General features: G+C 55.3%; 18 protein-coding genes. 2 read left to right on the top strand and 16 right to left on the bottom strand.

All coding sequences use genetic code 11. The annotated features are described in order from the left end of the window. Window positions 1–56: 56 nt before the first annotated feature. Complete coding sequence (locus tag CJD38_RS15525; RefSeq protein WP_107941292.1) at window positions 57–1,040, bottom strand: flavin reductase family protein; 984 nt, start codon at window positions 1,038–1,040, stop codon at window positions 57–59. Between the two features lie 219 nt (window positions 1,041–1,259). Beyond that, a complete protein-coding gene (locus CJD38_RS15520) occupies window positions 1,260–3,287 on the bottom strand; it encodes a DUF1302 domain-containing protein (protein ID WP_107941291.1) in 2,028 nt (675 codons plus the stop codon). Window positions 3,288–3,732: 445 nt separating this feature from the next. Here CJD38_RS15520 and CJD38_RS15515 point away from each other — a divergent pair, with 445 nt between their 5' ends. After that, on the top strand, window positions 3,733–5,175 hold the full coding sequence (locus tag CJD38_RS15515; RefSeq protein WP_107941290.1) for a WS/DGAT/MGAT family O-acyltransferase: 1,443 nt from the start codon (window positions 3,733–3,735) through the stop codon (window positions 5,173–5,175). A gap of 64 nt (window positions 5,176–5,239) precedes the next feature. On the opposite strand, the gene CJD38_RS15510 is transcribed toward CJD38_RS15515, so the two are convergent. From CJD38_RS15510 to CJD38_RS15490, 5 genes are all read right to left on the bottom strand, one after another. Then, window positions 5,240–5,962: a hypothetical protein gene (locus CJD38_RS15510; protein ID WP_107941289.1), complete on the bottom strand. Its 723-nt coding sequence runs from the start codon at window positions 5,960–5,962 to the stop codon at window positions 5,240–5,242. Between the two features lie 108 nt (window positions 5,963–6,070). Continuing rightward, window positions 6,071–6,787, bottom strand: coding sequence for a hypothetical protein (locus CJD38_RS15505; protein WP_146166004.1), 717 nt, complete (start codon window positions 6,785–6,787; stop codon window positions 6,071–6,073). 252 nt (window positions 6,788–7,039) lie between these two features. Further along, window positions 7,040–8,287 carry a serine hydrolase domain-containing protein gene (locus tag CJD38_RS15500; protein ID WP_107941287.1) on the bottom strand — a complete coding sequence of 416 codons (1,248 nt, stop codon included), beginning with the start codon at window positions 8,285–8,287 and terminating at the stop codon, window positions 7,040–7,042. 4 nt (window positions 8,288–8,291) lie between these two features. After that, on the bottom strand, window positions 8,292–9,530 hold the full coding sequence (locus tag CJD38_RS15495) for an NAD(P)/FAD-dependent oxidoreductase (protein WP_107941286.1): 1,239 nt from the start codon (window positions 9,528–9,530) through the stop codon (window positions 8,292–8,294). Between the two features lie 180 nt (window positions 9,531–9,710). Then, on the bottom strand, window positions 9,711–10,763 hold the full coding sequence (locus CJD38_RS15490) for an esterase/lipase family protein (protein WP_107941285.1): 1,053 nt from the start codon (window positions 10,761–10,763) through the stop codon (window positions 9,711–9,713). A gap of 176 nt (window positions 10,764–10,939) precedes the next feature. On the opposite strand from CJD38_RS15490, the gene CJD38_RS15485 reads away from it, so the two are divergent. Then, a complete protein-coding gene (locus CJD38_RS15485; RefSeq protein WP_146166003.1) occupies window positions 10,940–11,884 on the top strand; it encodes an energy transducer TonB in 945 nt (314 codons plus the stop codon). 30 nt (window positions 11,885–11,914) lie between these two features. Here CJD38_RS15485 and CJD38_RS15480 read toward each other — a convergent pair whose 3' ends face one another. From CJD38_RS15480 to CJD38_RS15440, 9 genes are all read right to left on the bottom strand, one after another. After that, a complete protein-coding gene (locus CJD38_RS15480) occupies window positions 11,915–12,241 on the bottom strand; it encodes a hypothetical protein (RefSeq protein WP_107941283.1) in 327 nt (108 codons plus the stop codon). 11 nt (window positions 12,242–12,252) lie between these two features. Then, complete coding sequence (locus tag CJD38_RS15475; RefSeq protein ID WP_107941282.1) at window positions 12,253–12,678, bottom strand: 6-carboxytetrahydropterin synthase; 426 nt, start codon at window positions 12,676–12,678, stop codon at window positions 12,253–12,255. After that, window positions 12,668–13,372 carry an SDR family NAD(P)-dependent oxidoreductase gene (locus CJD38_RS15470; RefSeq protein WP_161554264.1) on the bottom strand — a complete coding sequence of 235 codons (705 nt, stop codon included), beginning with the start codon at window positions 13,370–13,372 and terminating at the stop codon, window positions 12,668–12,670. The genes CJD38_RS15475 and CJD38_RS15470 overlap by 11 nt, the downstream gene beginning before the upstream one ends. Before the next feature lie 115 nt (window positions 13,373–13,487). After that, complete coding sequence (locus CJD38_RS15465) at window positions 13,488–15,392, bottom strand: propionyl-CoA synthetase (protein ID WP_276307806.1); 1,905 nt, start codon at window positions 15,390–15,392, stop codon at window positions 13,488–13,490. A 31-nt stretch (window positions 15,393–15,423) separates the two neighbouring features. Beyond that, window positions 15,424–16,377, bottom strand: coding sequence for an alpha/beta hydrolase (locus CJD38_RS15460; RefSeq protein WP_107941279.1), 954 nt, complete (start codon window positions 16,375–16,377; stop codon window positions 15,424–15,426). A gap of 54 nt (window positions 16,378–16,431) precedes the next feature. Beyond that, entirely contained in the window at window positions 16,432–18,039 is a 1,608-nt protein-coding gene (locus CJD38_RS15455; protein WP_107941278.1) for an acyl-CoA carboxylase subunit beta, read from the bottom strand. Beyond that, the gene (locus CJD38_RS15450) at window positions 18,036–18,545 is read right to left on the bottom strand and encodes an acyl-CoA carboxylase biotin carboxyl carrier protein subunit (RefSeq protein WP_107941277.1); all 510 of its coding nucleotides are present in this window, start codon (window positions 18,543–18,545) and stop codon (window positions 18,036–18,038) included. The genes CJD38_RS15455 and CJD38_RS15450 overlap by 4 nt, the downstream gene beginning before the upstream one ends. Further along, window positions 18,545–20,059 (bottom strand): acetyl-CoA carboxylase biotin carboxylase subunit, encoded by a 1,515-nt coding sequence (locus tag CJD38_RS15445; RefSeq protein ID WP_107941276.1) that lies wholly within the window; start codon window positions 20,057–20,059, stop codon window positions 18,545–18,547. The genes CJD38_RS15450 and CJD38_RS15445 overlap by 1 nt, the downstream gene beginning before the upstream one ends. Further along, on the bottom strand, window positions 20,056–20,766 hold the full coding sequence (locus CJD38_RS15440; protein ID WP_107941275.1) for a TetR/AcrR family transcriptional regulator: 711 nt from the start codon (window positions 20,764–20,766) through the stop codon (window positions 20,056–20,058). The genes CJD38_RS15445 and CJD38_RS15440 overlap by 4 nt, the downstream gene beginning before the upstream one ends. Between the last annotated feature and the right edge of the window lie 62 nt (window positions 20,767–20,828).

Below are 20,828 nucleotides of genomic sequence, written 5' to 3'. Positions count from 1 at the left end.
GGCAATAAAAAAGGCGCTGCACATTTCCGTGCAGCGCCTCTTTAAATACTTAAAGCTTAAATACCAGACTGATGCCAGAGCGAGTTCGCGTTGGGATCAATCGAATTCAGCAGGCGATTCAGTAGCGACTTGAGAACGGCAGCTTCGCCGTCACCAAGCTTTGCCAGCAACTGCGATTCAATAGACTTCGCAGCGGTGATGAGGCTCAGCGCACAGGCGCTGCCATCAGCGGTGAGCTGATACGCGGATTTGCCGTTGATGTCGAACACATTGCGAACGAGGCCACGCAAAACCAGTGCTTCGATTGCGGTGCTGCCGTTCTCGTCGATGACGTTGGACATGCCTTCATGCATCTGGTCAGCGGTGACGACTTCTTTCAGCGTCAGTGCCGAGAGAATGTAGAACTCTTCGTCAGTCAGATTTTGCGCTGCGAGCAGCGGGCGGATCTGGCCAAAGAATTGGAAGTGACTGCGGCCGAGTAAATAGCCGAGAAAATCTTCGCTGAAGCCGCCTGCCAAGTACGGGTTACGTGGTTTGGCGCCAGCATCGCGATGTGCAGCGTGTGCATATTTGCCGCCGTGAAACACCAGTGGTGAGCTGTCAGCGCGATCAAACGCAACGACTTCGCCGACGAAGATGATGTGGTCTCCGCCTTCGTACTGGAATGCGGTTTTGCATTGGAAGCGTGCAGTGCAGCCGCGCAGCAATGGAATGCCGCCTGCGCCGGTATCGACATCGATGCCAGCAAATTTGTCTTCGCCGCGACGGGCAAAGCGACCGGAGAGTGCTTCCTGATCTGAAGCTAGAACGTGCACGGCCCAATTCGGTGCCGCTTTAAACGCTTCTAGATTTCCTGAGGTATTCGCCAGACTCCACAGCACGAGCGGTGGATTCAGTGAGACAGAGTTGAAGCTGTTAGCAGTAAGGCCAAGCGGTGTGCCATCAGCCGTGCGGGTGGTGATGATGGTTACGCCGGTGGCGAATGCACCTAGCGCCTTGCGGAACTCAGTGGGATCAAAGGCGGTGGTGGTATCGGTCATTGTTGAGGCGGCATTAAGTTGTTAAGCGAATCCGGAAGAGTCTTTAAATCCTGCGCGAATTTTCAAGGAGTGTCCGGCCGCCTCAACAAAAAAGAACAATGTTTTGTTGTTGATCCGGCACACTCGAATCGCTGCATTACCTTGAGGTTCACGGCTTAGTGTGCCGGATCAACAAGAATCCTGCCGGCGGCGAGCAATGTCGCCGCCGGCGTATTTAGGTCAGAAGCTGTATTTAACGGTGATGCCGAGATTATCGCGATCCTGATAAGGACGATCGGTGAAGTCCGGGCTACCAAGGTAAGCGCTATAGCTGATGCCCAACTGCAGAGCCTGCAAGCGGGTGAAGTTCACGCCAACGCTGGCGCGACGATCGTTCGGACCCATCAATGCGCCCATGCCTGACAGGAACGAACCGTGACCGCGAACGATGCCAGCAAAGGTCATCGGAACCTGCAGATCCCAACCGTCGAACACGTTCTTGCGGTCGATGAACCACAGGAAGCTATAGCCCCAGGTCGAAGAGTCGTACTTCAACTCGGTGCTGGTTGGGTGGTCAGGGTTGGAGACGCTTTGGACGCCGTCAACACTGAATACCTTATTGCCGCCGATATCTGCCACGAGGGTGATTGAGTCGTACCAGTCGGTATTGCCGAAGATGTAGAGCGCGTTGATATCGAACTGGCCGATGCGGCCGCGTGAAGGTGTTGGAATCGGGCCGGTGATGCCGCCGTCAACGTTGACCAGCAAAGGCACGCCATCGCGATAAATCAATTCCGCGCCAATGTTGGCACCGAACATTTCGGTCGAGAGGCTGGTTGCAAGCATCTTGATGCCGTCGAAATATTTGATCTTGTACTTGTACGGCACAATGATGCCGAGGGTATTCGTGGTGATCGGCGCGGCGCCTGGAAGTGCCAACAGCACTGGGCTTTCACCAGGCTTGTCGGTGCTGTAGATCTGCACGGGCGACGGAGTCGTGTCGTGGTAGCGCAGATAGTAGATTCCGCCTGTGGTGCTAGGCGTAAATGCGTACTTCATGCCGACGCTGTATTGACCGTAGCGGCTCGGACGAAGTTCGCCGTCATAATACGGATTGACGTACTTCGGCATCACGCTTGTTGGCAACAGCGCTGACGATATGCCAAGCGGCACGTTGATTGGCGGTAGACCAAGGTTGGTGACCGTCTGCGTGATGGCGTTGACCGCAGTTTCCAATGCTGGTGTTAGCTGATTGTTAGTAGGAAGCGCGCCATTTTGCTTGAGGAAGCCATCAATCAGTTGCACCAACGCGGCCGTATCAGCTTGCCCGTTTGGTTGTGTACTTCCAACTAGATTGACGTTGGAATACGCCGGGAGGTAAAGCGGGTTGTAAATGCCGTAGATGAACTCACGGCCCGGGCCGACGACGTCGGCAACCGAGAAGAATTCACCGACGGGGTTCAATTCGGTCGGCTTGTATTCCAGCTTGTATTGGCCGAGGAAGGTCAGCTTGTTGGTCGCCGAGAGCTGCATCGAGATCTGGTTGACAGGCAACAGGATGCTCTTAACGTCGGCGCCAGGCACGGTGGCTTTGGTTGCGTCGGCAGGCGATTGTGTCAGCGCGATACCGTTAAAGAACAGACTCTCGCCCCAAGCAGCAATGTGGCGGCCAGCGCGAACGTTCAATGCGGACTCATCGCCCAACTGCCAGTTCGCCGAGACGTAGGCGTCGAGCAGGCGACCGCGCATGCCGTCAAATTTACGGGCGTCTTTGGTGAAGTGGTTGTAGTCGGAGTTCGGGCCGCCTTGCTCGCCATTGGGGCCAAACTTGTTGATCGTGTCAGGCGACGTGTTGTCGTTTGCTCGGCGATAAACGTTGTCGTAGAAAGCATCGCCACGTACGACCAAGTCGTATTCGTCCATGGTGAGATGGATTTCACCGAGCGCGCTGACGCGGTTATTCACCGGGGTCCATCGCTTGAAGCTGCGATCGCCGTCGTCGTAGTTATTCGACTCGGGAACCTTCAAGTACGTGGGCAAAGGGATCGATGCGGCTGGAGGCGAATTGATGATGCCGTCGCTGGGGTTCTCGGTACGCACGGCAAGGGCGTAGGCGCCTTGCAGTGACCATGTGCCATCGATGCCCAAGAAATCGAACGAGCCAGCGTTTGCATTGCTGCTCAGTCCTGCAAGGCTTGCAAGAGCCAGTCCTGTTGCGCGCTTGGTCCAGCGGAATTGACGCCCGCTGTTCTCCTGACGTATCGCCATTGATCCATTCTCCCCAGTAATAGTTTTAAATTGCTGCAACCGTACCTTAGAGGTCGGCCCTTGCCCAAGCCTCACCCAAATTGATTAGTGAAGCAAGCGCTAGAGCAAGAGAGGGCAAGAAGGGTGATGATGTGCGACGTAAATGCTTCGTTGCGAGAGCATTTTTTGGCGTGAGATTTTCGAGCCGCGATTTGCATTTAATGGCAAGATAAAATTGTTTTAATTTATTCAACTAATAATTAAATGAAAGTAATATATAAAAATATGTTGCACGCTGTATCGCATGCGAATGAGTAGTTCGATGTGCATGTGATTTGATGCTCCATATGCATCGCCGCTGGCAGTCAATTTAGAATTCAGGCAACGTAGTCACGAGGCCATCGAAGCCCGGCGCGCTAAATGGATGCGCGATTACGATAATCAAAACAAAAATGGATGGAGAGTAATGAACTACCTGAGCCCGTTGGACGCTGCATTTCTGCGCATGGAGTCCAAACGCACGCCGATGCATGTTGGCGCCATGATGACTTTCAAACTGCCGGATGACGCGCCACCAGATTTTGTGCGCAAGCTGATGGAGCAGATGCGCTCCAAACCCTTCATGCCGACACCGTTCAACTGCAGACTCGCGCGCACGCGCTTGTCGCGTTTCGCTCCGGCTTGGGTCGAAACCAAAGTCGACATGGAATATCACATGCGCCATTCGGCGCTGCCATTTCCTGGCGGCGAACGCGAACTCGGCGTGTTGGTTGCACGCATGCACTCGCATCCACTCGATTTGTCGCGCCCGTTGTGGGAATGCCATTTGATCGAAGGCTTGGAGAATCGCCGCTTCGCGCTTTATTTCAAAGCTCACCACTGCGCCATTGATGGCATGGGCGCGATGAAAATGGTGCAGAAATGGCTGTCACGCGATCCCAACGACAAGAGCGGCATTGGTCCGTGGATCATGGCGATGAAGCCAGAGCAATCCGTCGAAGTTAAAAACGAAACATTGCTGCAACGTTTCCAGCGTCCCGCAGCTGTGGCCGCTGAACAAGCACGCGGCGTGCGTGATTTGATTCGCGGCCTCAACAAAATGACGCGCGGAGAAGACAGCGGCACGCGCGCAGCACTCACCACGCCACGCAGCTTGTTCAATGTTGCGGTGTCACAGCAGCGTCGTCTTGGCACGCAGATTCTTGATCTCAACCGCATCAAAGCAGTTGCAAAGGCGAGCAATTCCAGCGCCAACGATGTGCTGCTCGCGATCTGTGGCGGTGCGATTCGTCGCTATCTCGAAGAACAGAATGCGTTGCCAGAAAAATCATTGCTGGCTTCAGTGCCCGTTGCCTTGATGCGCGCACCTGATCAAGGCGGCAATGCCGTCGCCGGATTTGTTGTGCCCGTTGGCACCGAAATGCCTGAGGCAAGCGACCGTGTTGCACGCATTAGTCGCGTCACCACGCGCAGCAAAGATGAGTTGATGGAAATGCCACCGGCTGCGTTGTCGCAACTCGCGCTGCTGGGCCTCGCACCATTCGTGCTCGGACAGATGACCGGCACGCTGCCAAAAATTCCGCCGATGTTTAACTTCGTGATTTCGAACGTTGTGTTGTCGAAGGATTCGCTGTACCTGATGGGCGCAGAGCTGGAAGCCATGTATCCGGTGTCGTTCCTGTTCGACGGCTACGCGCTTAACATCACACTCGTCGGCTATAAAGATCGCGTCGCCGTCGGATTCCTCGGCTGCCGCGAAGCCATTCCAAGTTTGCAGCGTCTTGCAGTTTATACGCAGGAGGCGTTGGTTGAATTGGAGAAGTCGGTCGGCATTGGTGGGCCTGCGCCTGTAGCGCCTAAAGCGAGTGCAGAACCTGCAAAGAAAAAGTCGCGAGCTAAAGCGGGGTAAGCAAAAGTCGCAGAAATAAAAAGCCCGGCAATGCCGGGCTTTTTATTATTGATGTGGGGCTCTATCAAGGCGCTGTATCAGAAGCATCGTCCTTATCAGTCGCCGATTCCGGCGATGTATCTCTGGCATCAATCGTTGCATCTCCTTCCAAGACCGTCTTGCTGCTCCAGCCCTTGAATGTCTTGCGGACTTTTTCTTCGTGATGTTCTGCAGCGTTCTGGCCGGCAGAGTTCTGAGTTGTAGCGCTCTGACGTTTGCCAGCAATGCCACTACTACGTTTGATCTGATCAGAATGGCTTTGTGCTTTCGGAGGCGTAATGCCGCTGTGTGTGTTCTGTGCAAGTGCTTGGCAGGGCGCGCTTGTATTTTCGCCTGATGAAGACGAGGCCCGGTGGATGGAAAATTTATATCCGTCTTTGCTGACCTGCAAATCTTCTGTTCCAATCGAAATCAATTGGTAGCCGCCGGGCAGTGCATCACCTTCTGCGTAGCTTTGTGTGGTGTCTGTGCCCACTTGTAGCAACCAAGCTTTGGATTTGCTGCGCTCTGGCTGCACCACCGTGCCGACTAGGCGTAAACCAGTTGGGTTTAGCATTGCTGCAGCAATACTTGTTTCGTTGCCAACAGTTTGCTTCTGGTCGATGTGATCGACGTTTGCTGCGGAGGATTCTTGCCCTGTTGTTGTCGGGGTGGGTTGAGCATCAGCTCCCCAAAAGTATCCACCCAAGGTGCCGGCAGCCAAGCCCGCGACTAGCCAGAGCAATGCAGTACGAGGTGACTCAAGCATCGGCGTCTCTCTTTAAGTCTGTGATGAATCGTGTTGAGCCAGTATGCCCGGCATCCAGCGCAAAAAGAAAAGCCGGCCTTTCGGCCGGCTTTTTTTATAAATCGACGATTAGTCGCAAAGTAAAACGAGAGAGGTGTTGCTGGTCGTGCCTAACTTTTTGGTTGGTGCCAAGTTGGCCTTGAAGCTGCCGTCAGTGATGACCAAAGGCTCCTCGTCATCCGTTTCCAGATTTCCAACGATGCCAGTCGCATTCAGCGATACAGAAGTGTAGTCCTCGCCATTGTTAGTAATCTTCTCAACGTATTCGCCAAGAGCAAAGCCTTGTCCAGAGATCTTGCTGGTATCAAGCGTGCCGCAGCTATTCGAGCCCGCGCCGATGAACTGAACGTGTAGTGTGAACAGTTCCTTGTAAGTGCCGTTCTTGCCGCTGGCAGGCTCGCTCGCAATAGTATCGCCTTCGCAGTTGGTGACAGAAAGAAGCGCGATCTCTGCTGCGACTGAACCGCCTTCTCTTTTGTCCCAAGCCACAAGTTCAGCACTGCAGTTTCCGCTGTCGACAAGTCCGAGAACATAATTTTTAGCGTCTGCATGTTTTACATCAGGGTCGCGACCCAAGGCGAGGGCGATCAGTGTTTTGGCATCGCCGGTATCTTTAAAGATTTTTGAGCCGCCATTTTGATTCTGCGGGTTTACCAACTCTGAGCCCGCGACTTTGATCGAACCCGTGACCGGAAAGACGGGATATGACGATGAGCCTGCAGTTGCTGTGCTCGCTGCGAATGCGAGCAGCAACGATGTCCCTGCTAATAGTATTTTTTTCAACATGGTATTCCCCCAAGGAATGCGATCACTGGAGGTAGTGACCGCTGATGCCAGTGTAGACCTTTATTTTTATGAGGTACATACGGCGTCGATGTTGGTTCATAAGACCGTGCAATCTACGTAGACGACGGCCTATAGGGGCTGAATGATTGTCTTAAAAATTAATACCTTAGGATTTGTTGTACGCCAAAAAGCCGGTCGATTTATTGCCGGCTATTTGCCGTAAAGGCGAAGCATTTTTTGTTGCTGCACGGCTTAAACCGGGCCGCAGGCGCGCGTGATAGAGCCAACGATTTTGACCACTTGCAACAGCGCAGAAGGTGCCACCGATTTGCCGTTATTCAGAATCGCCACAGAGATATCGCGGCGTGGATCGGCCCAGCACAGCACAGTCATGAAACCGATGTGACCGAAAGCTTCACGACAGTTTGGGCCCCAGAGTCCAACTGGATTTTCGCCGAGCATGAATGCCGGCGAGAAACGAATGGGAATGCCGAGCATGCCGTCGAATTGAATGCGGCCAACAGGCTTAATCGCCTCGGTAACGGTTTCTGGACGCAACACGCGTTGGCCGTCCAACTCACCGCCATTGAGCAGCATCTGGAAGATGCGGCTCGCATCATCCGCTGAGGCATACATATTGCCTGCAGGCACAATCGCAGAGAGAAACGCATCGTCGTTCGATGCAGTCACTGCGCGTTCAAAATCTACGCCCAACACCCGCTCGGAAATGCTGGTGATCGGCCATACGGGTTTGGGGCCAGTGAGATAGTTGAGCGGCGCTTCTGCGCGACGCTCTGGCGGCAGGCCAAAGCTCACTGATTTAAGTTTCAGTGGTTCTGCAATCCACTTCTGCAACGCTTCGGGTAATTCAATCTTGCCGATGCGACGCACGAGTTCACCGACGATGAAACCTCCGGTGAGCGCGTGATAAGCCTGCTTCTCGAAGCGTGGATCAAACGGTGGCGCCATGCTGAGCATCGACACCATCGCATCCCAATGTCGCAGCAAGCTGGGGTCCGCATGCCTCAGTGGCAATTGCGGAATGCCTGCGCGATGCGCGAGCAACTGGCGGATGGTGACGCGATCTTTGCCGTGTGCGGCGAATTCTGGAATGTATTCGCAGACACGATCATCAAGATGCAGTTTGCCTTCTTCGGCCAGCTTATGAATCAGCAGTGCGGTGATGGCTTTGGATGCAGAGAACAAACAGATCGGCGCATCTGGCTCCAGCACTTGGCGATCAACACGTTCGCCAGGGCCGTTGCCGCGCAGGTTGCCAATCGCGCGCTTCATCACGATCTGACCTTTGCGACGAACAACAATCGTGATCGCCGGTTGCAGGCCCGTGCGATAAAGATTTTCGACCGACGTCCAGATGCGATCAATGCCGCCCGCGCGAACGCCAACGCTATCCGGATCTACTTCAGCATCATGATCAATGCGTGTGACTTCGCTGAGGTCCTGCGGCACTACGATTTTGCGATAACCGGGTAAGTACATTTATTTATCCGGCTGGAACGATGTCTTTCATCGGAATGCTTTCGTCAGCGAGTTTCGCTGGATCGATCACTGCGGCCATCGCTACCAGTTTCTTCGCAAACATGAATTCAGGCGCTTTGCTAACCGCATCAGCGGCAATGACTTTGCCGTCTTTGAGATAGAACGCGGCGAAGCTGCGTGCTGTCGTTGGATCGCCACGCAATACGAGTTTGTCGTAGCCAGTGGAGATGCCGACCATCTGCAATTTGCAGTCGTACTGATCGGACCAGAACCAAGGCACCATGTTGTAGGCCTCGTTCTTGCCCATCATGTTGCGTGCAACGTTGCGGCCTTGTTCCATCGCGTTTTGCACGGATTCAAGACGTACGCGACGACCGAGGAATGGACTTGGGTGATTGCTGCAATCACCAGCGGCGTAAATGTTTTCGTCAGACGTACGCGAGAACTCATCGACGACAATGCCGTTGTCGACGGCGAGGCCTGCGGCTTCTGCGAGTTCGGTGTTGGCGATCAGACCAATGCCGGCGATGACGAAGTCCGCATCAATCTTGCTGCCGTCGCCAAGCGTGACGTGAGTGATGGCGCCATCACCATCCAGTGAAACAATCTGCACGCCGGTGCGCATATCAACACCGGCTTCGCGGTGAATGCGTTCGAAGAATGTCGACACTTCTGGCGACGTGACGCGAGCCAGAATTCGTGGCAAGCCTTCAAGCACGGTGACCTTGAGGCCAAGTTTGATCGCAACAGCCGCTGCTTCCAAACCGATGAAGCCGCCGCCGATGATGACGGCGCGTTTGCCCTCAACGCTCAGTGGGCGCATCGCTTCGATGTCGTTGATCGAACGAACCGGAAACACATTGGCCTTGTCGGCATTTGGCATCGACAGCAAACGTGGACGGCCGCCGGTGGTGAGTGCGAGCTTGTCATAAGCTAGCGAGCTGCCATCAGCAAAGTGAATCGTCTTGGCGGCGCGATCAATCTTGTCCACGCGTGTGCCGCTGCGGAATTCGATGTTGTTCTTTTCAAGGCCAGCGAGCGGCATCACATACAGCTGCTCCTGCGTCACGCTGCCAGCAAGGAAGCCCTTGGACAGCGGTGGGCGCTTGTACGGAGGGTGCGTTTCTTCACCCACCAACACGACGCGGCCGGTGTGGCCGAGCTTGCGAAGTTCAATTGCGGTTTCTGCGCCAGCCTGGCCTGCGCCGACGATGACAAAAGTAGATGCTGCTGTGTCGCTCATTGCTGATCCTGAGTAATAGCTAAAGTCCGCGCTCCCTAAGCCATAGGGGCTTCTGCTTACGCAGGTCGGAGAGGGGGTTCCAATAGGGTAAAAATGCCCGAAACCGAACCTTACAACATCGGCCGCATGCAGTAGAGCCTTGTCCCTACGGTCAATGCACGTAGGGGCAAGGCTTTGTGCTCACTGTGCGTAGGGTTTGAGCGGCGGTTCGGCGTTGGTCAGGTGCGGGTTCGGCACGCCTGCGGCGACGTCGCTTTGCAAAATGGCCAGCAGCGCGTTGACGCCAGCACTGGCGATCGCCGGATCGAGAATGATCGGGATGTTGGTGCACATCGCTGCGCCGCCCGCGCGTTGCACGTCTGCGGGGCCAGGATGTGTGATCGCATCGAGTGCCAATTTAAAGGCGACGACATCAGTGGTGCCGATGGTGACGTGGTCGGTGATCTGCAAGGGGCAGAGATCCTGAATCAGCAGATTGGTCACATGCGGATTGTTCTGCCCGAATTCCAACGCAGCCGTGGGCACTGGGATCGCGGGCTGCACCAGTTCGTCGGTGAGCGTGTAGATACTGGTGTAATCGATATCGCCCGGCGTTTCGTCATCGGCATTGATCGCGTTGATGAACAGCGAAGCAGGCGCAAATTGGTAGAAACCTGCAGGTAGAAAACCCACTGGCAATGTCCCGAGGCCCAGATCCTGCGCCAGTGTTGCAGGTGAAGCGAGCACGGTTCCATGGCTTGGGCCAGCTTGCAAAATAAAATCGTCGATAGCATTGCGTGCTGAAGGCCACCACTTGATCGCCCAGCGTGGCATCGAAGCGCCCTGGCTGTGACCAATCATCGCCACCTTGCGATGCGTTCTCGCGTGCATACGGCGCAATGCGTTGACGACGTACTCGGCTGAAATCTGTTGATCACCAAGACCGCGGTCTGGATAAGTCACCGCGCAAACATCAAAGCCACGCGCCGACAGCAATGGCAGATAGTTCCACTCGTACTGTTCTTGCCCAGCCGTGAACGTGCCGTGCACCAGCAACACTGCGGGTTTGTCGGGATTCGTGAAATCTGTGCAATGCAAGGCCGCGTCGAGCACTTCTTGCGATACGCTCAATTCAGGTTCGTTGGGGAATTCGTCTTTTGCACCAGTTCGTGCAGCGCCATCGGGTGACGACGAAGTGCCGCAAGCGGATAACAACAAACTCAAACCACACAGCACAGCTAGATGAATACGCATGGCGATATCCCCCAATATTTGTTGAGCCAGTGTGGGCGCGGTTGCGGCGAGGTGCAATCAGCCGTTTAGATGAGGCCTTGGTTTGTCTAGATATTCATGTCTAATAAGGGAATAGGGACTCTCATCATCGGCCGCCATAAACTACGGTTCTCGCGTAACAAGTTCAGGATTTTTGCATGCGCAATCGGTTTCTTGGAATGAATCGCTCAAAGCTTTGTGCCGTCGTGGTACTGGTGGGAATTCTCAGCGCATGCGCTCAGAGCGGTTCGGTCAAGAAAGAAGATGGCCTGAATGAAAGCGATAAGGAACTGTTTCTGACGCGTACTGCGTTGCGACAACCTTCGCCAGAACTGACGCGTGCTTTAGAACTGGATGTTGCACCGTGGCACAAGAAGGGCGTGACACATGTCGCCGTCAAACTGCCGCAAGAAGCAATAAAGCGACATCAAGAAGCGGCGTTGGCTGCGCTTGAAGCGTTGTCGCCAGAAGTAGCGCAGGACGATTTTGATCGTGCGTGGATTACTTTGGAGAAGGCAAATGTGTTGCGAGATCTTGGACGTAATGCGGAATCTGTTGCAGCGTATGAAAAACTTTTGAATATGGCGCACACGCCAGTACAAGACTGGTATGCCCGCTATGGTTTGTTCTATATGAGCGACAAGAAGAACAAAGAAGTTTGTGACCTTGGCATTATTCAGAGAGAGGCCGGTTCAGAGTCTTTACCTCTCCCGCCTCTTCTCCGGCAGGCCGCTATACGCGGCATTCAGGGCTGGGTTTGGTCGCTCATTGAGGTCGAGCCTGACGGGAAAATCTCAAACGTTATCGTTGAGAGTTCAAGCATGCGTGTATTTGAAAAATATTTGATTGAGACGGCTTATAACGCTCGTTTTACAACAAAGCTCGGAGTGCCTCTTGGACGGAGTTGTTTTCTTCGAAGGAAGGACACATTCAAGATGAATCCGGAGTATCGGACTCAAATTTCTGTGGACGATATCGAGGTGGAGGATAATTTCAGCTACCACTCCATCGGTGCCGCAATACGTGTACGTATAGCAGCGCGTGCAGAGGTATTGGCTAAACAAGCCGCAGAAAAATCTTCGGGCGCTAAGGCTTCTAAATAAGCCGAGCAGTTTGCCCAGCTAGGCGTCAACTCAAAACTTCAGCTTCGCGCCAATCAGGCCAGCGATGGTGACATCACAAGTTTTATCTTTGATGTGGCACAGCGCCAAGATAGGTACGTGCTCTACATCGCCTTCCAGTGTCAGCGTGTCAGACCAGAACCATGACTGTCCGGCGAGTGCCTGACGGCCGTTGACGGAGATGGTCACATCAGTGATTAGAAGCCCGACATTCATCGTTGCGCTAACGGTGTAATCGCCGACGATGCGCGGCGCTTTCCACTCACGGGTCTTGCTGTAAAGCGTTACGCAGGCGCTGAGTGAAAGGGCTAGCGCGATAACCAAAAAGTTCTTAAACATCGTGCTGCCAATTACTCGCCGTAGTACGTGACCCAATTCTTTTCGGTTTCGCGCAGGCGAACTTCGTAAAGCATTTCGTTGAAGTGTTTGTGCAGCACGGTCCAGAACAACACAACAAGATTTTCTGCGGTGGGATTGATGCCACGCGTTAGTGGGGCATCGTGATTGAGGTGGCGATGATCAACGTCGCCAACAATCAACTCATGCACCACATCACGAATTTCTTTGAGGTTGATCAGGATGCCGGTCTTTGGATCAATCGGACCGCGCAGCGTCACCTCCAACACATAGTTGTGGCCGTGACCATGATCGTAGGCGCAGGGACCGAACAGATCGCGGTTCTCTTGCTCACTCAGATCGTCTGCCCAAAGACGATGTGCGGCTGAGAAGGTTTCGCGGCGTGTGAGGTAAACGAGTGGCGCTTTCTTAGTCGTCATTGCAATGTACTTCCATCGTGGTGCCGCTAATTAATTCTGACTGCTGGCGATCAAGCAAGAAGGCAACGGTCGGTGCCAGCTGATCAGGTTGAGTCTTAGGTTCAAGACCGAGTGCTTCGGTCATTGCCGTGTTAATTGTGCCCGGAGCAACTGCATTCACACGAATGCCATGCGTACGGCCATCAATCGACAGCGCTTCGGTGAGCCCGACAATTGCGTGCTTGGATGCCGCGTAAGCCGAAAACCCTGAAAATTTCTGCATGCCGCGAATGCCGCCCAGCGAAGAGATGTTAACGATATCGCCTTTGATGCCGTTCTCTTTCCAAAGTTTCATCGCCGCAGCACAGGTGTTGAACGTGCCGGAAACATTGGTCGCCATCACCTGTGCAAACAAGCCCGGGGTCAGCTCGCCCCAGACATCGCCGCGACCCATGATGGCTGCGCAGCAGACCAATGCATCAGGGCGAAACTCGCGAATCGCCGCTTCGACTGCGCTGGCATTCGCAACATCCAGCGCAAACACCTGTGCGGGTGTGCCCATTTTTTTCAGCTCAGCGGCCGCGCCATCGAGTCGCGTTTGATTGCGTCCAGCGAGTGCAACGCGCCAGCCTAAGCGAGCCAGATGACGGGCAATAGCAGCCCCAAGGCCGGAGCCACCGCCGGTAATAAAGACGGATCGGTTATTCGCTTTCATGTGCGTATTGTCGCACTGATGGTGGTTTTTTCGCTTGTCTCTGCGAGAAGTGTAGGAGCGCCTCTTAGGCGCGATTGGCGCTGGGCCATCGCGCCTAAGAGGCGCTCCTACGAGGTCACTTAGCGTAGCCCAGTGCCTGAAGCGCAGTAGCAATTTCTTCCAAGGACTTCGGATCATCAATCGTCGCCGGAACCGTGTGTGGCTGGCTGTCAGCGATAGAACGCATCGTCGAACGCAGCACCTTGCCGGAGCGTGTCTTCGGCAAACGTGCAATCACCGTCGCTTGTTTAAAGGCTGCAACCGCGCCGATCTGCGCGCGTACGCGCTCGACCAATTCGCGAACAATTTCTTCCGACGATTTCGTTACGCCTGCTTTCAGCACAACGAGGCCGACGGGGAGTTGTCCCTTCAGCGCATCAGCAACGCCAATGACGGCACACTCGGCAACCGCAGGATGCGACGACAACACTTCTTCCATCGCGCCCGTTGAGAGGCGGTGGCCTGCGACGTTAATGATGTCGTCGATGCGCGACATGATCCACAGATAACCGTCGGTGTCGCGATAGCCCGCGTCGCCGGTGAGGTAATAGCCGGGATAGCGGCTTAAATAATTGTCGTGATAACCCTGATCGTTCTGCCACATCGTGCTGAGCGTGCCTGGAGGCAGCGGCAGTTTGATCACAACGTTGCCGATGTCGTCGTCCTTCACCGGCGTGCCAGCGTTATCGAGCACGGCGAATTCAAAGCCAGGCACCGGCACAGCGGCTGAGCCCGGCTTCACCGGCATCAACTCCAAGCCTTGGCAGTTGGCAATTGCGGACCAACCCAATTCGGTCTGCCACCAGTTATCAATTACTGGCACTTTGAGTTTGTCTTGCGCCCACAAAATCGTATCGGGATCGCAGCGTTCGCCAGCGAGATAAAGCGTTTTGAATTTCGACAGATCGTATTGGCCAATCAACTTGCCTTCCGGATCTTCTTTCTTGATTGCGCGGAACGCAGTCGGTGCAGTGAAGAAAGTTTTAACGCCGTGCTGCGAGATCACGCGCCAGAAAGCACCTGCGTCTGGTGTGCCGACAGGTTTACCTTCGTAGAAAATGGTCGTGCAGCCTTGCAGCAACGGGCCATAAACAATGTACGAGTGGCCCACAACCCAGCCTACATCCGACGCCGCCCAGAACACATCACCGGGATTGGTATCGAACACGGTCTTCATCGAATACATCAGCGCAACCGCGTGACCACCGTGATCACGCACAACGCCTTTCGGCTTGCCCGTGGTGCCAGAGGTGTAAAGAACGTAAAGCGGATCAGTGGATGCAACGGGCACGCAGTCAGCAGGCTGTGCCGCTTCAACGGCTTCTTGCCAATCAACATCGCGACCTGCGATCAAAGCGGCTTCGCGTTGTGGACGTTGCAGAATGATCGTGCGAGTGACTTTGTGTTCAGCGAGTTCGATCGCTTGATCGAGTAGAGGTTTATAATCGATCACGCGGCCCGGCTCGATGCCGCAAGTTGCCGATACCAACAACACAGGCTTCGCAGCATCAATGCGCTTGGCGAGTTCAGGCGCAGCAAAGCCACCGAACACCACCGAGTGCACAGCGCCGATACGCGCACAGGCCAGCATCGCAACGGCGGCTTCTGGAACCATCGGCATGTAGATTACGACGAGATCGCCACGCTTCACGCCGTTGGCGCGCAGCGCGCCCGCAAACAGCGCAACTTCATCACGCAATTCGCGGTAGGTGAATTTCTTTAGCGAGTTGGTCAGCGGGCTGTCATAGGTGATCGCGACTTGATCGGCGCGACCTTCTTCAACATGACGATCCAGCGCATTATAGCAGGTGTTGAACTCGGCGCCTGCAAACCAGCGATAGAAAGGTGCTTTGCTGTCATCCAACACTTTGGACCACGGCTTATGCCAACGCAGTTTCGCTGCTTGCTCGGCCCAGAATATTTCTGGCTCAGACAAAGAACGTTGATACTGCTCTGCGTATTTTGATGCGCTCATGTTGATGCTCTTCGATCTGCGGGCAGGCGTTTAAAACTTAAGGAATGTGCTTCTTCATGAACGTCACCATGTCCTTCTGTGATTCGATCACTTCAGGAAACATTTGTGCGAACAGTGGGAAGGCGTGCGGGAATGTCGGCCAGATATCCAGCTTCACGTCTACGCCAGCTTCGTGTGCACGCCCTGCACAAAGCACGCTGTCGTCACGCAGGAGTTCGGCGTCAGACGCGAGGAAATAAAGTGGCGGAAATCCGCGGAAGTCGGCAAACAACGGCGACAGTTCAGGATCGGATGCATCGTGATCACCGCTATAAAACACGTCGACGCGATGTAATGCCTTTGATGGTAGGAGTACATCTCCCTTCGCGCGAGTAATGCGTGAAGGCAGGCCGTGTGAACGGCCGAGATCGGTTGCGGGTGAAATTGGAATCGCGCAAGCAGGCATCGGCCAGCCGCGCTTGCGAATGCGCTGCAATACAGCGAGTGTCAGATTGCCACCAGCGGATTCGCCAACAATCGCAATTCGATTTGCTGCAAAACCCAGATCGAGCAGCGCGCGATAAGCACGTTCGCAATCATCCAGTGCAGCCGGAAACTTGCTGCTCGGTGCGAGACGGTAGTCAACACCAAAACCCACCGCATCCATATCGCGGCATAGTTTGCACATCATGCGCAGTTGCACATCAGGCGACGCAGGAAGAATGAACGCGCCACCGTGAATGTAGAGAATCGCGTTCTTGTACGTGTCAGTCGGCAGGCCAGCAAAGTGACCCGGAATACCGCCATCGGGCGCACCGATCACGCGATACTCCATCGGCAATCCGTAAGTATTGCGGCATTTATTCGAAGCCGTCAGCAACTGAAATCTTGCAATGCGATCACGCGAGCCGCGCACCAGCCATGAGAGCCACGGGCGCAGAAACGTCTTGAGCAATCGCATGATGATGCGGCTGCGCGTGCTGACCGGGACAACTTTCAATTCATAATTCATGACTGGCTCTGTGTGGCGATAAAGACTGGGCCCGCTAGTGCGGGCCCAAGATGCTTACATACGGAAGATACCGTATCGCGGATCGCCAATGGGTGCGCTCAACGAGGCAGATAGTGCAATGCCGAGGGCGTTGCGGGTATCCGCGGGGTCGAGAATGCCGTCGTCCCACATTTCCGACGTGCTCCAGTACGCGCTCTGTTTGCGCTTGAACTCGCCGAGCACCGGATCGCGGATCGCGTCGATGTCTTCTTGCGTCAGCTTCTTGCCTTGCTTGGCGAGCTGACGAACCTTCACGTCAGCCAGCGTGTTCGCGGCTTGTTCTGCGCCCATCACCGAAATTTGTGACTGCGGCCAGGCGAACAAGAAGCGTGAATCAAATGCGCGACCGCTCATGCCGTAGTTACCAGCGCCGAAGGAACCGTTACACATCACGGTGAACTTCGGCACTTCCGAGCAGGACACGGCCATGATCATCTTGGCGCCGTCCTTGGTGATGCCGCGGCGTTCGTATTCGCGGCCAACCATGAAGCCGGTGATGTTCTGCAGGAACAGGATCGGCGTCTTGTTCTGGTTGCACAGTTCGATGAAGTGTGCGCCCTTCAGCGAGCTGTCGTTAAACAGCACGCCGTTGTTGCCGAGAATGCCGATCTTGTAGCCCCACAGATGTGCGTAGCCGCAGATCAGTGTCTTGCCATAGTTCGGCTGGTATTCGTGGAAGCGTGAGCCGTCGACGAGACGTGCAATCACTTCGCGAATATCAAACTGTTGTTTGATGTCTTTCGGAATCACGCCATACAGTTCGGACGGATCGTAGAACGGTGCTTCTGGTTCCTGCCATTCGATGTGCGTTTTCTGTGGACGCTTGAACTGCGCAACGATGTCGCGCGCAATCGCAATCGCTTCTTCTTCGCTCGAAGCGGGATAGTCGGCGGTGCCGGAGACGCTGGTGTGCATGTCGCAACCACCGAGATCTTCCACCGACACGTCTTCACCCGTTGCAGCTTTCACCAACGGAGGGCCAGCAAGGAAGATCGCGCCAGTGCCGCGCACGATGACGTTGTAGTCCGACAGGCCCGGCACGTAAGCGCCGCCTGCGGTGCAGTGACCGAGTACGACAGACACCTGCTGCACGCCCATCTTCGAGAGTTGGCATTGGTTACGGAAGATGCGGCCTGCCATGTATTTGTCGGCAAACAAATCAGCTTGCAACGGCAAGAAGCCACCAGCGGAATCGCAGAGGTGAACGACTGGGAGACGGTTTTCGATAGCGATATCGAGTGCGCGCACCGTCTTCTTCACGGTGAGCGGATACCAAGCGCCGCCCTTCACTGAAGCATCGCCCGCATTGATCACGACTTCACGACCCGAAACGATGCCGATACCCGTGACGCATGCTGCGCCCGGTACGTCGCCATCATAAGCATCGTTGGCAGCCAGCGATGAGAACTCAAGGAAAGGCGTGCCCGGGTCGAGCAACAGCTTCAGGCGTTCGCGCACCAACAGTTTGTTCTGCGAGCGAAGACGATCGATGTCGCGCTGAGGACGGTCATCACGCGCTTTGCGTTGCAGCTCGCGGAAGTCGTCAACCACTTTGCGGTTGTGCGCGGCGTTGGCCTGGAACTCGGCCGAAGAAGTATTAATTTTGGATTCGATGCGTTTCACTTCTTCTTCTCCAGCGCGACGAGGCTGAGCAACAGCGCATCGCGATCAAAGGTCTGGCCCTTGTCGTAAGTCACGGCTTCGATCACGCCATCGCGTGGTGCCGTGATGGTGGTTTCCATTTTCATGCTCTCCATCACCAACAGCACTTGGCCCTTGGTAACGGCGTCGCCAGCTTTGACGGTGACGTTGACGATGCTGCCCGGCATTGGCGCCATCACGCGGTCTTCGGCGGCACCTCCGCCTGCAGCGGCTAGACGCTTGAGCGGATGCTCATAGCGCAGCTGATAAGCCTCGCCATCAAAGTGAATGAAAACGTCATCGCCTTTGGTGGCGATCACGACTTCGTGATGCACGCCATCCAGCGTTAACCATTGGCGGCCATCAGCGCCGGTCTTCAAATCAAAAGGGACGGTTTGATCGTCGATCAGATGCAGACGATAGCCGTCCGCACCGCGCGAGATTTCGAGATTGTGCTCAGCGTCGCCGAGCTTGAATGCGTGATGCATTAATTTCTCCAACCGCCAATGGCGGCATGCATATTGGGTACGGCATCCGCGACGTCGCGCATCGGGCGCGTGCTCAGCGATGCAGCCGAGAGCAACGCATGCAGCGTGGTCTTGGCCATTTCAGGTTCAGCAGCAATCTGCGGATTCGCATCGAGGAAGCCGGTGTGCACATCGCCGGCAACAAACGCTGGGTGCTGAATCAGACGACGCAAGAATGCAGTGTTGGTTTTGCAACCCAGCAATACGGTTTCGCGCAGTGCCTTGTCAGCCTTGGCAATCGCATCATCACGATCTTTGCCGCGGATGATCAGCTTGGCGATCATAGGATCGAAAGCAGCCGTCACTTCGCCGCCTTGAATCACACCGCTATCCCAACGCACGCCTTCGCCTTGTGGCGGTTGCAGCGTCAGCACAGGGCCGGTGGTCGGCGTGTAACCGCGTGCGGCGTCTTCTGCATAGATGCGGAACTCAATCGCATGGCCGGAAGAAGTTACGTCTGACTGCACGTAGCCCAGCTTCTCGCCAGCAGCAACGCGCAGCTGTTCTTGCACGAGGTCGATGCCGGTGATTTCTTCGGTGACCGGATGTTCAACCTGCAAGCGCGTGTTCATTTCGAGGAAGTAGAACTCGCCCTGCTGGCCGAAGATGAACTCCACCGTGCCTGCGTTGCGGTAACCAATCGCGCGGGCAATGCCTGCGGCGGTTTCGCAAATCTTCTCGCGCTGTGCGGCGTCGAGTGCGGGTGATGGGGTTTCTTCAACAATCTTCTGGAAGCGGCGCTGCACTGAGCATTCGCGCTCAAACACGTGCACCACATTGCCTTGTCCGTCGCCCAGTACCTGTACTTCGATGTGGCGTGGGTTTTCGATATAACGCTCGCAATACAAGCGGCCGTCGCCGAAGTAACGCTGACCTTCACTGCGGCCGCGTTCAATTTCTTGTTCGAGCAGAGCGAGGTCACGCACGATGCGCATGCCTTTACCGCCACCGCCTGCGCTAGGCTTGATCAGCAACGGCGCGCCAACTTTGCGTGAGCGCTCAACGAAGGTTGCGGGATCATTGTCTTCAATCGCAGAAGGCGCGACTGGGAAGCCAGCCTTCTCAACATAGTTACGCGCACGAACCTTGTCGCCCATCAGGTCGATCTGTTCTGGCGTAGGGCCGATGAAGCGAATGCCCGCAGCTTCTACCGCTTGGCAGAAACCTTTGTTCTCGGAGAGAAAGCCGTAGCCCGGGTGAATCGCGCCAGCGCCGCTGGCCTTGGCTGCAGCGATGATCTGCGCGCCATCGAGGTAGCTGGCGACAGGCGTTGAGCCAGTGATTTCGATGGCTTGATCCGCCATCTTCACCGCCAACGTGCCGCGATCGGCCGCGTGATAAACCACGATTCCTTTGAGTCCGAGTTTCTGCACAGTGCGCAGCACGCGCACAGCGATCTCGCCGCGGTTGGCGACGAGTACGGAGTTAAAGGGCCAGCTCGATACATCCGGAGCTTTGGTATTTCTGTTGCTCATGATTTCCTTGCCTGCTTGGGAAGGCTGCGTTCGATTCGCGATGCGATCTGCGACAGCCTTTCAGTTTCACGTTTAAGCGTGTCTGCGCCGTTGTGCGCGGCGACGCCGTCACACAACAGTGCAGTGATTTGGTCCGCAGTCGCGTCGATATCCAACTCGCCGCGGCCGCAAATAAAGTTCCAGGTGTAATGCTCGATGCTGCCGTAGACCATGTCGCGCAGCAGATGCAGCGGCACGTCATGACGCAGCTCACCGCTCTTCACGCCGTCTTCCAACACGTCGAGCAGCAAACGCGTGTAGCGCTTGTTGAGTTCATGCAATTCAGAGCCAACGTAGTCGCGCTCCGAGCGCACTTCGCGAAACATCAGGCGACACAACAGTGGGTATTCGCGGATGGAGCGCAGATGACGCCACACCAGCAAGCGCAAACGTGAACGTGCGCCTTGGATGCCTGAGAGATCACGCGCGTAGTCGCCGAACATCTCTTCGTACCAGTGCTCCAAAACCTTCAGCAGCAAGTCACGCTTGCTCTCGAAGTATTTGTAGACAGTGCCTTCAACGACGCCGATGCGTGCCGCGATTTCGGAAACGGCAGTCTGCTCGTAACCTTTCTCGCAGAACACATCACGTGCTGCGACGAGAATGTCGCCCACACGCTGCTCACGCGCTAAGCGCGTTGCTGGGCGGCGGGCAGGCGCGCTGCTCATATGATCGAACCGTAGGGTGCGCTGTGCGCACCTTCTCTTGCCGCTAGGGACGTGCCAAACCG

It is taken from the genome of Stenotrophobium rhamnosiphilum (genome assembly GCF_003052265.1).
GTDB lineage: Bacteria > Pseudomonadota > Gammaproteobacteria > Nevskiales > Nevskiaceae > Stenotrophobium > Stenotrophobium rhamnosiphilum.
The sequence above is the reverse complement of the archived record's forward strand: the minus strand, read 5'-3'. Positions and strand labels throughout refer to the sequence as shown.